Genomic DNA, 15,582 nt, shown 5'->3' with positions numbered 1-15,582 from the left:
GTTTATGGGCCTCTTCTGCGCTTTATTTCTGCAAACGGATGCGATTTCTGCTTGTCTGGCGGCGCGCGACAGGTAACATAGATATCCCCCAATTGCGGGTAACTATTTTTTTTGTCATTGACCATTTAATAGAGAGAAAACTATGAGCGTTGTGCCTGTAGCCGACGTACTCCAGGGCCGCGTCGCCGTTGACAGTGAAGTCACCGTGCGCGGATGGGTGCGTACTCGAAGAGATTCAAAAGCTGGTATCTCCTTCCTCGCCGTCTATGACGGTTCCTGCTTCTCTCCTGTACAGGCCGTCATCAATAATACTTTGCCCAATTACAATGAAGACGTGCTGCGCCTGACTACCGGTTGCTCCGTTGTCGTCACGGGTAAAGTGGTGGAATCTCTTGGTCAGGGCCAGAGCTTTGAAATCCAGGCGAGCGGCGTAGAAGTCACCGGCTGGGTGGACGATCCGGATACTTATCCGATGGCGGCAAAGCGCCACAGCATCGAGTATCTTCGTGAAGTGGCGCACCTGCGCCCGCGCACCAACATGATAGGTGCGGTGGCACGCGTTCGTCATACGCTGGCGCAGGCGCTGCATCGCTTCTTCCATGAAAATGGTTACTTCTGGGTCTCCACCCCGCTGATTACCGCGTCCGACACCGAAGGCGCGGGTGAGATGTTCCGCGTTTCCACGCTCGATTTAGAAAACCTGCCGCGTACCGATGCAGGCAAAATCGACTTCGACAAAGACTTCTTCGGCAAAGAAGCGTTTCTGACCGTCTCCGGCCAGCTGAATGGCGAAACCTACGCGTGTGCGCTCTCTAAGGTTTACACCTTCGGCCCAACGTTCCGCGCAGAGAATTCCAACACCAGCCGCCACCTGGCGGAGTTCTGGATGCTGGAGCCAGAGGTTGCCTTTGCAAACCTGGACGACGTCGCGGGCCTGGCAGAAGCCATGCTGAAATACGTATTTAAGGCCGTGCTGGACGAACGCATGGACGACATGCAGTTCTTCGCCGAACGCGTGGATAAAGATGCGGTTGAGCGCCTGCAGCGTTTCATCGAGGCTGACTTCGCCCAGGTGGATTACACCGATGCCGTAGCTATCCTTGAGCAATGCGGGCAGAAGTTTGAAAACCCGGTTTACTGGGGCGTCGACCTCTCTTCCGAGCATGAACGTTATCTGGCTGAACAACACTTCAAAGCGCCGGTGGTGGTGAAAAACTATCCGAAGGACATTAAGGCCTTCTACATGCGCCTTAACGAAGACGGTAAAACCGTTGCCGCAATGGATGTGTTAGCCCCGGGCATCGGTGAAATCATCGGTGGTTCTCAGCGTGAAGAGCGTCTGGACGTGCTGGACGCGCGCATGGCTGAAATGGGTCTGAACAAAGAAGACTACTGGTGGTACCGCGATCTGCGTCGTTACGGCACCGTGCCGCACTCCGGTTTCGGCCTCGGCTTTGAGCGACTGATCGCCTATGTTACCGGCGTTCAGAACGTTCGTGACGTGATTCCTTTCCCGCGTACGCCGCGTAACGCAAACTTCTAAGCTAATCGTTTTAATCAGGGCCAGCGTCGCTGGCCTCTTTTTTATTCGTTTTAGAAAGTTTATTTTTCTTCAGCGGAAGTTAAATAAATGTATGCTGCAACCGCACTCCGTCCTTTCTCCGTAACAAAGCATGTCTGCGACATAATTAGTCACAAAATAAACCCGATTTTTATTATGGTTTTTCTCTGAAAGCACTCGCTTAGCATATTTGTGCGAAAGTTGCACAGATGTCTGGACATCCAAAAACGCAACAAAAAAAATGTAAAAGTAAACGAAACGTAACGCATTTTTTGCGTTATGCGAATTAAACATAAGTATTTCATATATATAAGTCAGAGGCTGCTAATAAAATGACCAAATCTAATCGAAATTTGAGGTGGTTCACAAAGTTCCCGAAAATACATATTTAGTTACATATATTTTCTTTTGGTTACTCAGTTTAGACATTTGTAGCACTTTCAGGCTAGCGAAACGGTTTCATGGATGGAAAGATGCCAGACAGATACAGAAAGACACCAAACTCTCATCAATAGTTCCGTAAATAATTATTGACGGCAGTGGCAGGTGTTCATAAAAACCAATGAGGGTAATAAATAATGATGAAGCGCAATATTCTGGCAGTGGTTATCCCTGCTCTGCTGGTAGCCGGCGCAGCTAACGCTGCAGAAATCTATAACAAAGACGGCAACAAAGTTGACCTGTACGGTAAAGCCGTAGGTCTGCATTATTTCTCCAAAGACAACGGTAAAAACGCATACGCTGGTAACGGCGATAAAACCTATGCACGTCTTGGTTTTAAAGGCGAAACTCAGATTAACGACCAGCTGACCGGTTACGGTCAGTGGGAATACAACTTCGCGGGTAACAACTCCGAAGGTTCCGATGCCCAAACTGGCAACAAGACCCGTCTGGCCTTTGCCGGTCTGAAATTCGGCGATGCAGGCTCCTTCGACTACGGTCGTAACTACGGTCTGGTTTATGACGCAATCGGCATCACCGATATGCTGCCAGAGTTCGGTGGCGACACTGGCTCAAGCGATAACTTCTTCGCGGGTCGTTCAACTGGCCTTGCTACTTACCGCAACAGCGACTTCTTCGGTCTGGTTGACGGCCTGAACTTCGGCGTTCAGTACCTGGGCAAAAATGAGCGCAGCGATATTAGCAAAGCTAACGGCGACGGCTGGGCAACCTCTTTAAGCTATAACGTTGAAGGCTTCGGTATCGTAGGCGGTTACGGTTCTGCGGATCGTACCAACCTGCAAGAAGTTGATGGTAAGGGCGAAAGAATTGAGCAGTGGGCAACCGGTCTGAAATACGATGCTAACAACATCTACCTGGCCGCCCTCTACGGCGAAACACGTAACTCAACCTATATCAGCGATAGCGTTGGCTTCGCTAACAAAACACAGGACTTCTCTGTAGTTGCTCAGTACCAGTTCGATTTCGGCCTGCGTCCATCCATCGCTTACTACAAATCTAAAGCGAAAGATGTTAACGGTATCGGCGATGCTGATTACCTGAACTACATCGAAGTAGGCGCGACTTACTACTTCAACAAAAATATGTCCACCTATGTTGACTACATCATCAACCAGATCGATGACAACAACAAACTGGGCTTAGGTACAGACAATACCGCCGCAGTGGGTATCGTTTACCAATTCTAATTATTCGACAGCTTCTTTGTCTGAATATAAAAAACAGGGCTTCGGCCCTGTTTTTTTATGGCTGAAAAGCGAAAACTTCCAGCTTGTGAAGCCGGTTGTTTCTTTTTGTCGCAAACGGTTGGCATTTGTGAAAACAGCAGTTAACCTGAGAGCGTTTCTCCCCCGATATCAAAATGGAACCTCGTCATGTTTGAGAACATTACCGCTGCCCCTGCTGATCCAATTCTTGGCCTGGCCGACCTGTTTCGTGCCGACGACCGCCCGACCAAAATTAACCTCGGCATTGGGGTTTATAAGGATGAGACGGGTAAAACGCCGGTGCTGACCAGCGTTAAAAAAGCTGAAGCTTATCTGCTGGAAAATGAAAACACCAAAAACTACCTGGGCATCGATGGTATTCCCGAGTTTGGTCGCTGCACCCAGGAGCTGCTGTTTGGCAAAGGTAATGCAATCAGCGAAGCCAAACGCGCGCGCACGGCGCAAACCCCAGGCGGCACAGGCGCGCTTCGCGTAGCGGCTGATTTCCTCGCAAAAAACACTTCAGCCAAACGCGTGTGGGTAAGTAATCCCAGCTGGCCGAATCATAAAAGCGTGTTTAACTCCGCCGGCCTGGAAGTTTGCGAATATGCTTATTATGATGCGGAAAATCACGCTCTGGACTTCGACGGCCTCGTAAGCAGCCTGCAGGCGGCACAGGCGGGCGACGTTGTGCTGTTCCACGGCTGCTGCCATAACCCGACCGGCATCGATCCTACTTTAGAGCAGTGGCAGACGCTTGCGGCAATGTCGCAGGAAAAAGGCTGGCTGCCGCTGTTTGATTTCGCCTATCAGGGCTTTGCCCGAGGCCTGGAAGAAGATGCTGAAGGCCTGCGCGTCTTCGCAGCGAGCCACAAAGAGCTGATTGTCGCCAGCTCCTACTCCAAGAACTTCGGTCTGTACAACGAGCGCGTAGGCGCCTGTACGCTGGTCGCTGCGGATGCAGATACCGTTGATCGCGCTTTCAGTCAGATGAAATCCGTGATCCGCGCAAACTACTCTAACCCGCCGGCGCACGGTGCCTCCGTTGTGGCAACTATTCTCAGCAACGACGCCCTGCGTACGCTCTGGGAGCAAGAGCTGACCGATATGCGTCAGCGCATTCACCGCATGCGTCAGCTTTTCGTCAACACGCTGCAGGAGAAGGGCGCAAACCGTGACTTTAGCTTCATCATCAATCAGAACGGTATGTTCTCTTTCAGCGGCCTGACCAAAGAACAGGTTCTGCGCCTGCGCGAAGAGTTTGGCGTCTATGCGGTGGCCTCTGGCCGCGTCAACGTTGCGGGCATGACGCCTGACAATATGGCGCCGCTGTGCGAAGCGATTGTTGCTGTTCTCTAGTCTATGCGCAAAAAAAGAGCCGCTTTAAGCGGCTCTTCTCAGACTGATAACAACCCCTCATCCCGCACGGGCTGAACATATATCACCAGCTAAAAGACCAGGAAAATCAAAGCATTGATTTTCGGCAAATCTGCCACAAGGAAGGAAAAACCACGCTTTTTCCTTCCTTGTCAGCAATCTCAGAGCCGCTTTAAGCGGCTCTTTTTCTTTTACCAGACCGGCAGTTCGTCCTGCAGAAAAGGATTATGCAAACGCTCATAGCCCAGGGTGGAAAGCGGGCCGTGGCCTGGAATAAAGGTCACGTCATCGCCCAGCGGCAACAGCTTACGCTTAATCGAATCGATCAGCGCCGCGTGATCCCCCTGCGGGAAGTCGCTGCGCCCTACTCCGCCTTTGAATACCACATCTCCGGAAACCAGCAGCTTAGCCTTGCCGTCAAAGAAGACGATATGCCCCGGCGTGTGCCCCGGACAATGCAATATCTGTAAGGTCACATTCCCGACGGATACGCTCTCCCCTTCTTCAAGCCAGCGATCTGGCGTCAGCGGCAGGCATTCATCAAGGCCAAACATCCGACTTTGCGCAGGTAAACCCTGCAGCCAAAAATCATCTGCTTTTTGCGGCCCAACAATCGGCACCCCGTAATGCGCGGCCAGTTCTGCGGCGGCCCCGACATGATCAAGATGACCATGGGTTAACAGAATCTGGCTTACCGTTACGCCTTTTTCCGCCGCTTCACGGATAATTTTTTGCGCTTCGCCGCCGGGATCCACCACCGCCGCCTGCAGTGTTTCTTCGCACCAGATTAATGAACAGTTCTGGGCAAAGGCCGTCACCGGAATAATGTGATAATTCATGCTGCTCCATTACCGGCAACGCCCGCCGGATTCCGTTGTTTTACCAGTGCCGCAGTGGCCCGGTATCAATATGCACAAAGTTGCTGCTTGGGTAATATCCTACACCACCTGAGCGTAGAGATAATGCAGCTTTGCGTACATTGCTTAACGAAATCCCTTCAATATGGAAATCCATTGCCTGTCCTTTGGTATGGTAGCTTTTTTTCGCCACCCCGCTGCTATGAGCGCGTAACTCATTGTTAGTATCCAGGGAGCGGTAACCGGAGATAAGCTGCACGGGTTTGTTAGTGCCTAACAGCCCCTGCAAACGATAAAGCTGGTCGAACAGCCCGGGATCGATGGCCTTAACTTTGTTCGCGCGAAAATCACGGAAGAAATGGTTAAGCCTGGCTAATTCATCCTGAATATAGCTTTTACCATCAAAGAACTCAGCTTTTAGCGTCTCGCCTGTGTGGAGGTTGTTGAGGGTTAAAACGCGCGGGCGCGGTGTCGAGAGGGTGGCAAACGCTTGCGCAGGTAACAGAGCGGCACCCAAAGCCACGCTGCCCAACGCCAGCAGCTTGCGGCGATTAGCGTCAAATTTATCCATGATGTCCAGGTCTACAGGTAAAAAATGGTCGAATAATATGCACTTCTGGCGCACTGCCCGCACCTTAACCGTCAAATAACGTCGAGTCAAGGCACCGTAAAACCCAGCTAAACCGGGCCCTGTGGAGGGCCCGGCCGGGTATTACCTTTCTTACGACCACTAATTCATTAGTATTACTGCATTTACCTGATTAACTGCCCGGCTTTTGAAAGGATTTGTGCGCCCGATCGCGCGGCGAGATCGTAATTGTAAATATCTGTACGAAACTGCGTGCGCCCGTCCTTGCCGACGAACGCGGTCAGATAGTAGAGGTTGACCGGAATTGTCTGACGGATGTTGACGTACTTAGTGCTGCCCTCTTTTAGCTGGCCTGAAATTCGCGTGTCGTTCCAGCCCGCATCCTGCAGCAGCATATTTGCCAGCTCGGAGGCTTTGTTGACGCGAACACAGCCGGAGCTCAGCGCCCGCGCATCCTTCCGGAACAGATTGTGATTCGGCGTATCGTGCAGATAGATAGCATCAGAACTCGGCATATTAAATTTGTAACGCCCTAACGAGTTCTGGGTGCCGGGCTTTTGCTGGAAACGGAACGGCAAATTGCTGGCGGTAATGGTTTGCCAGTCAACACGCCAGGGATCGATAGCTTCGGCATTGTTGCTCCAGCCGCGCAGCACGCTGTAACCATGGCGATCGAGATAGCCGGGGTCCTGGCGAACTTTCGGCAGAATATCGTTTCGCGCCAGCGTATTTGGCACATTCCACGGCGGGTTGACCACCACGTTATTAAGCGCGCTACTCATCATTGGCGTTTTACGATCCGGGCGCCCGACAATAACGCGGGATGCCAGGGCTTCGCTGCCGTTGAGGTAATATACCAGCGAATAGTTTGGAATGTTTACCATGATGCCGGTATCGAGCTTACTCGGCAGCAGGCGCAAACGTTGAATATTTAAGGCCACAAGCGAGGCCCGCTGTTGTGGTGTGACATTCAGCCAGTCACGGGTTAAGGGTCCAATCGCACCATCTGCCCCCAGCCCTTGCCATTTCTGAAAACGCTTTACGCCTTCAACCAGTTCGCGGTTATAAGCGCTGCGTACCGCGGCGGAAGATTTTTTCTTCGAGCCAGCAGCCAGGCCCTCTGCCTTCGCCTCGCCTTCATCATCGATCGCCGACGGGCTAACCACGGCTGCGGTCTGCGTATGTGTACCATCGTCAACGGGCAAAGGAGTTGTCGGATCGGCCTGCAGCATGCCGCTTCTGGCGAGGATTTCGCGCAGCGCAGGCACATCTTTGCTCCATTGTCCCGGACGAAGCGTCTCTTTACCGGTTAGCTGCGGCCATGGGCGCGTATCACCCAACAGATGTACCAGAGACTGATGCATCCGGGCATACTGCGGATGCTGAGGCGCAAGGGTAGCGATAAAGCTCGCTAACGTTCCCCGATCGACAGCCACCTGCCACTGGTTAATGACGGACAAAGGCGCAGTCTGCATTTTGTAAGGCCTGGTGCTGTACAGCCAGCGGTTCCCTTCGGCAGGAATGCCGGAAACGAACTGCAGATAGCCCATCATTGCATCGGAGAGCACGATATCGCGTGCCATGCCGGTTACGGAGGGATCGGTCAGCAGTTCGACCCAGGTAGTGAACTGAGGCTGAATGCCCGCAATGGCCAGCTCCGCCAGCTGCTGCTGGAAAGCCTGCACCGCATCGCGGTTTTCCCACATTGGCTTCATGTCCCGCGCTGCATAGAAAGCAGAAAGCGCGTTCAGGTAGACAGGCGCGTATCCGGCAGGCAGCTGGGAAAGCAGCTGTGAGCGGCTCTGCGCGGCGGACATTGAGGCTGAATCAAGCGGCATCGTGCCCGCCAGCATCGCCGTCGCGGCTGACTGGGCTAGCGGCTGCTCAAGCGCCGTAGGTTGCTCTGCCGTCACGGCGGAGCTGTCGGAAGGAACCACAGCAGGCTCTTGCTCTTGCGCCTGTACCGTAAACAGTGGAGCCAGACCGAGCGCCAGGCAGTAGCCTATGGCCGACACTCTAAAACCGTGCATCTTCATAAGCAACATCCCTTGCCCCCTGTTTTACCGTTTATCGTCACCAGCGTTTCGCCTGGTTCTTTTAACAGTATATAAACAGTAAAAACCAATTACCCGTATAAATGTAAAGAAAAATAAAGCTTAAGAAGTTTCTGGATCAAAAAAGCGGGCCGTGGCCCGCTGTTAAATAAGGTGAAAAGAGGGTCAGAGCGCCTCTGCCGTTCCCGGTAATGCTTCCGGTAGCGGTGCGGCAAAACCTCGCAGGCCCACAACGTGCACATGCTCGTGATTGTTAAAGACCTTACGAACCAGCTTATAGGTCGTTCCCTTTTCCGGGCTGATGTTTTCCGGCGCCGCGATAATTAGCTGCATTTCAAGCCGTTCGCACAGCTCAAACAGCGTCGCGATTGATCTGGCATCCAGACGGGCAGCTTCATCAAGGAACAGCAGACGACAAGGCGAGATGTCTTTGCCACGCAGGCGGCGCGACTCGTCTTCCCAGCTTTGTACCACCATTACCAGAATCGACATCCCGGTACCGATAGCTTCGCCCGTAGAAAGCGCACCGCTCTCCGCGCGCAGCCAGCCATCCGTACCACGGTTAACTTCCACCTCCATCTCCAGGTAGTTGCGGTAGTCCAGCAGCTCTTCACCGATGGTCTGCGGCGTGCGCTGGCCCATATCAATTTGCGGATTCAGACGCTGGTACAGCTTCGCCAGCGCTTCGGAGAAGCTCAGACGGCTGCTGTTAAACAGATCCTGATGCTGCTCATGCTGCTCAGAAAGGACGGTCAGCAAAGTGGCATGCGCTTCACGCACGTTCACGTTCAGACGGACGCTGTTCACCTGGCCGAAGGAGACGTCTTGCAGCCCCTGGTTGAGCTGGCGAATACGGTTTTGCTCGCGCTGGATAGTCTTGCGAATGATGTTCGCCGCGCTGCGGGAACTGATCGCCAGTTTCTGCTCACGCGAGGTCAGCTCTTCAGTCAGGCGGCCCAGCTCGATCTCCATCTGTTCGATGGCTTCAACCGGATCGTCGGTACGGATAATATCCTGACGGATGCGCTCGCGCAGATGCTGATAGACCGCCACGAAGAACTGAATTTTACGCTCCGGACGTTTTGGATCTTCCGACATCCGCAGCACATCGCGTAAATGTTCGTTATCCGCTACCGCCAGACGCAGCGCGCCCAGCGCCTTATCCGACATGGAACGCAGCTCATCGCCGGACTGATAAGCCAGCTCGCGGCGGTGCAGACGACGCTCTACGCCGTTGTCTTTCACCATACGCATCACCGCGCACCAGCCCGCTTTCGCCGTCACCACCTGCTCGCGCATTTCGAAATAGCTGCGCTCCAGCTGTTTAAGCTTGCGGGTCAGGTTGCTCATTTCCGCTTCGCAGTAGGTCAGCGCTTTTTCGAGCTGATTGCGGCGGGAGCGGTTGTTGCTCAGCGCGGTGTGTAATTCATCGCGACGAATACGGGCGCGCTCTTCTGCCCCGGTGTCCGCGCGCACGCCGATGTCCCGCAGCTCTTTATGCAGATCGTTGAGCAGCTCTTTCTTGGTATCGAAGGAGCTTTTCAGCGAAGCCATTAGCTGGCTGAACTGGCTGAGCTTCTGAGCATGGCTGCGCAGCGCTTCACGGGAGCGGGTACGCTCCGCTTCTGCCTGCTCAAGGCGGCTACGCAGCTTCTCGTTCAGATCGCTGTTGCCATCCAGCATCGCGGCGGAGTCGGAATAGCTAAAGTGGGCGCGGCGCTGTACGACTTCCGTCAGCGCAAACGCCTGTTGACGCGCATCGCGCTGGATCTGCTGCGCGTACTGATAATCTTCTTTTAGCTGCTCAAACTGTTCCGGGTCGCTTTGCAGTACGGAGGCTACCGCTTCTAGTCTGGCCAGCTGGCTGCCGTGCTGCTGGATAAAGCGCGCCGCCTCTTCGGCCTCCAGCAGGCGTTCGCGAATTTCATCGCAGCGGTCCGCCAGCGTTTCGTCATTGAGCAAGCTAACGCGAGGAAGCAGGCGGTTTAACTGCGCAACGCCCTCTTTTGCGAGATCGAACTGCTGTCGCTGCTGCTGGGTATCGTTTTCGTGATTGCTGATGGCGCGTTCGATTTCACCGCGACGGGCGTTAAGCTGGCGGATTTCCTCTTCAGGATCGTCGTCAAAGGCCACGCCCAGATGCTGGCCGATAAAGCGGCTGAACGACTGGTGCAGGCGCTGGGATTTCTGTACGTCAAACGAGAGCGTGGCGAAGCGCTCCGCCAGCGTCTCACGTTCGGCATGCAGGTTTTCGAGACGATTTTCACGCGCCGCGCGGCCAAACAGCGGCAGTTCCGGCAGGCGGGAATAACGCCACTGGCGCTCGGCGGTTTTCACCAGTACCGCTGCATCCAGCTCTTCCACGGTGAAAACGCTGTCGTCAAAGGAAGACGGGTCCCCTTCAATCAAATAAAGATCTTCCGGACAATCTTCCAGGCTCTCAAGCTGGTCGCGAACCAGCGACAAATCTGGCACGACGATAGCGTGACGGGACGGACCGTACAGCGCCGAGAAATAAGGCGCATCGTCAAGGCTGATGTCGTCGTAAATCTCTGATAACAGCACGCCGCCAAAACGTTCGGCCAGCGCGTTCAGACGCGGATCTTCGGCGCCGCCCGGCTGGCTTAGACGCTCGATTTCGTCGTCGATGGCTCGCTTGCGGGCGCCGACTTCATCGCGCTCTACCGTGACGTCGCGCTCGCGTTCAAGAAGCTGCTGCATGTATTCAGTCACATGCTGGCTGCTTGCAAACTCTTCGTTGCTCTGCTCGCAAAGCTGGTTGAGGCTGGTTTGCGCCGCAAGCCAGACCGGCGCGCGCAGGGACAGGCGTTTGATACGCGCCTGAATTTGCTCCTGCTCCTGACGCAGGGAAACGCGCTGTTCGCTGGCTTCTGAGACGCCCTGCTGCAGCGTCGCGATGCGCTCTTCCAGCTCGTCGTGCAGCGTTTCCAGCTCTTCAGGATCGAACTGTTTCCCCTGACGTTTGCAGAAGTCAGCCAGCAGACGCTCGGCCTCCTGCTGCTCACGCAGACGCTGTTCAAGTTCGTTAAGCCGCATGCGCAAGGGCTGAACTTGCTCAGTGAGATGACGCTGGTTGTTGCTGTCGCGCAGCAGCTCACGCGCGGCTTCCCAGGCTTCGCTGCGGCTCACCGGCCCGCTGATTGCCGTGACAAGCTGGTATGCATGTTCAAACTGGCTGTGCGCCGTTTGCGCCACGCTCATTTTTTGTTCCAGCGTCAGCAGTTTTTCCGTCGCTTCCTGCTCTTTGGCCTGGAAGGTTTCCAGCCACTCGTCTGCGCTCTCTGCGGTTAAATCCGGCAGATGGCAAACCGCGCGCGCGCGTTCCAGCGCCTGCAGCGCCTGCTGATACTGGATGGCACGCGTCTGCTGCACGTCCAGCGCCTGCTGATAGTCGGCAAGCTGGCTTTTCAGCTCGTCCACTTCCAGCTCCGCGGCTTCGGCGCGCGCTTCGTTCTCTTCCTGCTGTTCGTGGGCTTCGGCTACGATTTCGTTCTGCTCTTCGAGACGCATTTGCAGCTCGTCGAGGTCGGATTCATAACGATCAATTTTTTCCTGCTGGCGGATAGCCGTCTGCACCAGGTTCAGGTGATCGCTGGCGGCCTGGTAATCCGTTTCCAGATCCTCTTCCGCGCCGCCGTGCTCGGCCAGCTCGCGCGCCATATCAACATGTTTGAACTGCTCCGCAGCCAGCTGTTTGCGGCTAAGATGCAGTTCACGGCGGAATTCGAGCGCTTTATCAAGGTGGATGCGGCGTTCGTTGGCGTGACGCATATAGTCCGCCGCCACGTAGTCAGTGGCTTCGGAAATCAGATGTTTGAACAAATCGCGATCGGACTGGGTGACGCGAATGGCTTCCAGCGTCATGCGGTTTTCCCGCAGCGCGGCTTCCATATCCTGAAACGCTTTACGCACGCCGCTGTTTTCTGGCAGCAGGTAGTCGCGCAGCGAGCGGGTAATCGCGCTGGAAATCCCGCCGTAAAGCGAGGCTTCAATCAGGCGATAGTATTTGCTACGGTCCGAGGCGCTGCGCAGGCGACGCGCCACGATACCCAGATCGAACATCAAAGAGTGATAATCGGTGATGGAGTTGAACTGCTTAAACTGAACGCCTTCAATGGCTTCCACTTTGTCTTTCAGCTCCTGCAGGCTCAGCACGCGCGCCTGGCGCTCGTTGAGCGTTTCCGTCAGCAGCTGCGTCGGCTGGATTGAAGCCGGCAGCCCCTGAATAGCAAAAGGTTTGATATCCACTTTACGATCGCGGCCCGCAACCTGCTGCAGACGCACGCCAACCACCACGCGCTGGTGGCGGGAGTTGATCACATCAAGCGTTGAATAACAAACGCCTGCTTTTAGCTTGCCGTGCAGACCCTTGTCACGCGAGCCTGAGGTGGCTCCTGCTTCGGTGGTGTTACGGAAGTGCAGCAGCGTTAAATCGGGAATTAGCGCCGTGACGAAGGCCGCCATGGTCGTTGATTTACCGGCGCCGTTACCGCCCGAAAGCGTGGTCACCAGCTCATCTAAATCAAAAGTACGCGCGAAGAAACCGTTCCAGTTAATCAGCGTTAGCGAGCGAAACTTTCCGCGTTCAATCATTCCTGTTCATCCTCCGCGTTATCCTGGGCGTTCTGTGGCTCGTCGGTTTCATCGTTGAGCTGCAAGCGAGTTTCAACAGGCATCGCCTCTCCGTCGCGAATCATACGCAGCTGCGCATCACGTGGGTCGTCACCGGCGCGCACGTCGGCGCCGAAGCGGAATACCGATTCGGTAATGCGGAACTTGCTGCTGTCGTGGCCCATAAACCAAATCATGCCGAGGCGGCGCAGGCGCGTCAGCGAGGCGCGCACTTTTTCCTGCAGCTTTTGCCTGTCGACATCCGAGCCGGTAGAACGGTTGTTCACAAGCTTCAGCAGCTTGCTTTCATCGGCCAGCGTCAACAGCTCGTCGTAAAGCTCCTGCTGCGTGAAGATGCCTTCGTTCGCCAGCCGTTCCGGGCTGAGATAGAGGTAGCAGAGAATTTTACCGACCATCATATCCAGCTCGGATAATACCGAGCGCGGGATAAGCGTTGTGGTGCGCGGGCGCAGATAGAAGAATCCTTCCGGCGCGCGGATCAGTTCCACGTTATAGCGAGCGTAGAACTCCTCCAGATAGTCCTGGAAGTCCATCAGAAAGGCATGATTATCCAGCTCGTCAAGACCAATGTGCCTGCCTGCGCGTAGCTGGCTGTCGAGCGCCGGGAATAAGGGATTTGCCAACGCCTGTGCCAGTTTAACCGGCATCGATTTTTCAATATTTATTGATGACATGCGCCTGTACCTTGGCTCCGTAATCGTTAATTGCCTGCCACTGAGGCGGCAGGCCGGTAAAGTCTGCTTCAGCCACACCGAGACGCACCGCCTGGTCGACCACGATTCGTGCCACATCAAAATGACGCGCGCGCGGATACTGGATTAGATACTCCTTCATCACCACGCCTAAATCCAGCGGCAATTGTCTGGATTTGTAGACTTCCAGCGCCGCTTCAATCATCAATGCCAGCTGTTCACGGATTTCGTTAAACTCTTCGAATTCGAGGTCCGTTGGCAGTTCGCCGGTCACTTCCTCATCGCGAAGCGTCATCTCTTCATCACGCATATCGAGCAGCCTGTCGGCGCTGGCATAGGTCAGCGCCCACGGAGCATCGAAATAATTTTGCACCGATACGCGCAGGCGCTGGGCAAAGACGCGGTTTTTATCCATATCGATAGCGGTACGAATGAACTTATGCACGTGGCGATCGTAGCCGATCCACAGATCGATAGCCTGCTGGCCCCAGCTGATAATACGGTCCAGCTTGCTTTGCAGATCGAAGACCAGGCGATCGACAAAATGCAGGTCGCCGCGCCCCATCGTTGAGTCCTGGATACGCAACAAGTTCGCCTGTAGCTTATCGCCGGCGGCTTCAAGGGTGTCCTGCAGTTCGCGCAGGGTGCCGGAGGTTTCAGACAGCAAAAGCTCGCAGCTTGAGATAGCCGCGCGCCAGTCTTTATTCAGCAGCTGTGCGATATCATCTTTAACCTGCTGCTGCTGCTCATCCATGATGCGCTGGGTGAGATCGATGCTGTCGAAAATTTCCGCAACGGAGTATTTAAGCGGGGCAAAGACGTTGCGATGCCAGTGGAACTCATCGCCGTTTTCATCGGCGGCATCGGCGGCACGCTTGAGTTCACCGGCTACGATTGAGAGCTGCATCGACAGGCGCAGCGTGGAGAATTCGCGCTGGCGAATGTAGTAGTCGGTAATCCCCATCCCCAGCGGCGTGAGGCGATAGATCGAATTCCCTTCGTGGATTTCGCTGGTAAAGCGGTTGAGCAGACGCTGGCGCACCATATCGTTGATGGCGTTATTTGCGCGTACATTGATGGTTTCGGTAGTCTGCTCGAAGCCATCGCTCACGTGGCGGAAGGCGTCCACCAGTTCCCCTTCGCTCAGCTCTCCGTCCAGCCTTTCGCCGTTTAACGTGGCAATCGCCAACAGAAAGGTCAGACGTTCGGTCGGCAGCGAGATGGCGAAATCATTTTTCCGGGCCCAGGCAACCAGTTCAGGTACCGTCTGGGAAACATCACTCATAATTTTTCCTTGGCTCAAGCGGCTTGATGGCTGTCACGTGGATATAGCGGCCGAGGCTCACAAAAGGTTCCTGCCGGCAATAACGCGTTTCAAGTTCAAGCAAATCGTCAAAGCCATCGCGTTGTTTTTGCTTGTCGCGCAGGTAATCGTGGAACACCCGCACGCCGGTTTTGCCGGTAATCTGCCAGCCAGTTTGCTGCAGCCAGTGATAAACCTGTTCTGGCAGCAAGGGATTGTCAGGCGAAAGCGTCTTCTTCTTATTCTTTTTCATCCCCTGAAGGACATATTCGAAGTTGCCCACGAACATGTTGCGCATCAGCAGGCCGTTCGCATTGTAAAACATCAGCGATAACGCCCCGCCCGGCGCCAGACACTTCCAGAGATCGGCAAGTACGGCCTGCGGGTCAACAACCCATTCCAGCACCGCATGAAACAATATCAGATCGACCGGCCTTTCCAAATGTTGACCAATCTCCTGGGCGGAGGAATGTACGAAATGCATGTTCCCGCTCACACCTTTTTCAACGGCCATCAGCCGGGCGCGGGCGATCATCTCAGCGGAAACGTCACAATGGATGACCTCATGACCCAGCTCAGCCATACGACAGCCTGTTTGCCCTTCGCCGCCGCCCGCGTCCAGCACTCGCAGCTTCGGCGCCAGGGTGGCCAGCAGGGCATCAAGATCCTGCCACAGGATTGCCTGGCGCAGCAGGCCTTTGGTCGTGCCATAGATGTTGCGTGAAAACTTCTCGGCAATGTCATCAAAATTGCGGTCACGCACGGGTACTACTCCACAGCCTTTAAGGGTCAGTCTTAGAAAAGCGCTATTTTGGCACAGCTTGCAGGA

At 54.7% G+C, this 15,582-nt stretch carries 10 protein-coding genes; 3 read left to right on the top strand and 7 right to left on the bottom strand.

What is annotated here, in order from left to right:
- Positions 1 to 142: 142 nt before the first annotated feature.
- The 3 genes from asnS (at position 143) to WLO31_RS06885 (ending at position 4,587) form a co-directional block, all read left to right on the top strand.
- Complete coding sequence (gene asnS, locus WLO31_RS06895) at positions 143 to 1,543, top strand: asparagine--tRNA ligase (protein ID WP_435929738.1); 1,401 nt, start codon at positions 143 to 145, stop codon at positions 1,541 to 1,543.
- Between the two features lie 596 nt (positions 1,544 to 2,139).
- On the top strand, positions 2,140 to 3,210 hold the full coding sequence (gene ompF, locus WLO31_RS06890) for a porin OmpF (protein ID WP_435929737.1): 1,071 nt from the start codon (positions 2,140 to 2,142) through the stop codon (positions 3,208 to 3,210).
- 186 nt (positions 3,211 to 3,396) lie between these two features.
- Positions 3,397 to 4,587: an amino acid aminotransferase gene (locus WLO31_RS06885; RefSeq protein ID WP_435929736.1), complete on the top strand. Its 1,191-nt coding sequence runs from the start codon at positions 3,397 to 3,399 to the stop codon at positions 4,585 to 4,587.
- A gap of 209 nt (positions 4,588 to 4,796) precedes the next feature.
- Here the strand turns inward: WLO31_RS06885 and WLO31_RS06880 are convergent, their stop codons facing one another.
- The 7 genes from WLO31_RS06880 to cmoM form a co-directional block, all read right to left on the bottom strand.
- Positions 4,797 to 5,444: an MBL fold metallo-hydrolase gene (locus tag WLO31_RS06880; RefSeq protein ID WP_435929735.1), complete on the bottom strand. Its 648-nt coding sequence runs from the start codon at positions 5,442 to 5,444 to the stop codon at positions 4,797 to 4,799.
- Positions 5,445 to 5,484: 40 nt separating this feature from the next.
- Complete coding sequence (locus WLO31_RS06875; RefSeq protein ID WP_435929734.1) at positions 5,485 to 6,033, bottom strand: DUF882 domain-containing protein; 549 nt, start codon at positions 6,031 to 6,033, stop codon at positions 5,485 to 5,487.
- Positions 6,034 to 6,215: 182 nt separating this feature from the next.
- Positions 6,216 to 8,096, bottom strand: coding sequence for a L,D-transpeptidase (gene ldtD, locus WLO31_RS06870; RefSeq protein ID WP_435929733.1), 1,881 nt, complete (start codon positions 8,094 to 8,096; stop codon positions 6,216 to 6,218).
- A gap of 174 nt (positions 8,097 to 8,270) precedes the next feature.
- Complete coding sequence (gene mukB / locus WLO31_RS06865; protein WP_435929732.1) at positions 8,271 to 12,719, bottom strand: chromosome partition protein MukB; 4,449 nt, start codon at positions 12,717 to 12,719, stop codon at positions 8,271 to 8,273.
- Positions 12,716 to 13,432, bottom strand: a complete 717-nt coding sequence (gene mukE / locus WLO31_RS06860; protein ID WP_435929731.1) for a chromosome partition protein MukE — start codon at positions 13,430 to 13,432, stop codon at positions 12,716 to 12,718. Before mukE ends, mukB begins: the two co-directional genes overlap by 4 nt.
- Positions 13,413 to 14,735 carry a chromosome partition protein MukF gene (gene mukF / locus WLO31_RS06855; RefSeq protein ID WP_435929730.1) on the bottom strand — a complete coding sequence of 441 codons (1,323 nt, stop codon included), beginning with the start codon at positions 14,733 to 14,735 and terminating at the stop codon, positions 13,413 to 13,415. Before mukF ends, mukE begins: the two co-directional genes overlap by 20 nt.
- Positions 14,728 to 15,516, bottom strand: coding sequence for a tRNA uridine 5-oxyacetic acid(34) methyltransferase CmoM (gene cmoM, locus WLO31_RS06850; RefSeq protein WP_435929729.1), 789 nt, complete (start codon positions 15,514 to 15,516; stop codon positions 14,728 to 14,730). The genes mukF and cmoM overlap by 8 nt, the downstream gene beginning before the upstream one ends.
- Positions 15,517 to 15,582 lie beyond the last annotated feature (66 nt).

The organism is Dryocola sharpae, from assembly GCF_051307055.1.
GTDB lineage: Bacteria > Pseudomonadota > Gammaproteobacteria > Enterobacterales > Enterobacteriaceae > Dryocola.
Note: the sequence above shows the minus strand (reverse complement) of the source record. Positions and strands in the feature narration are given on the sequence as shown.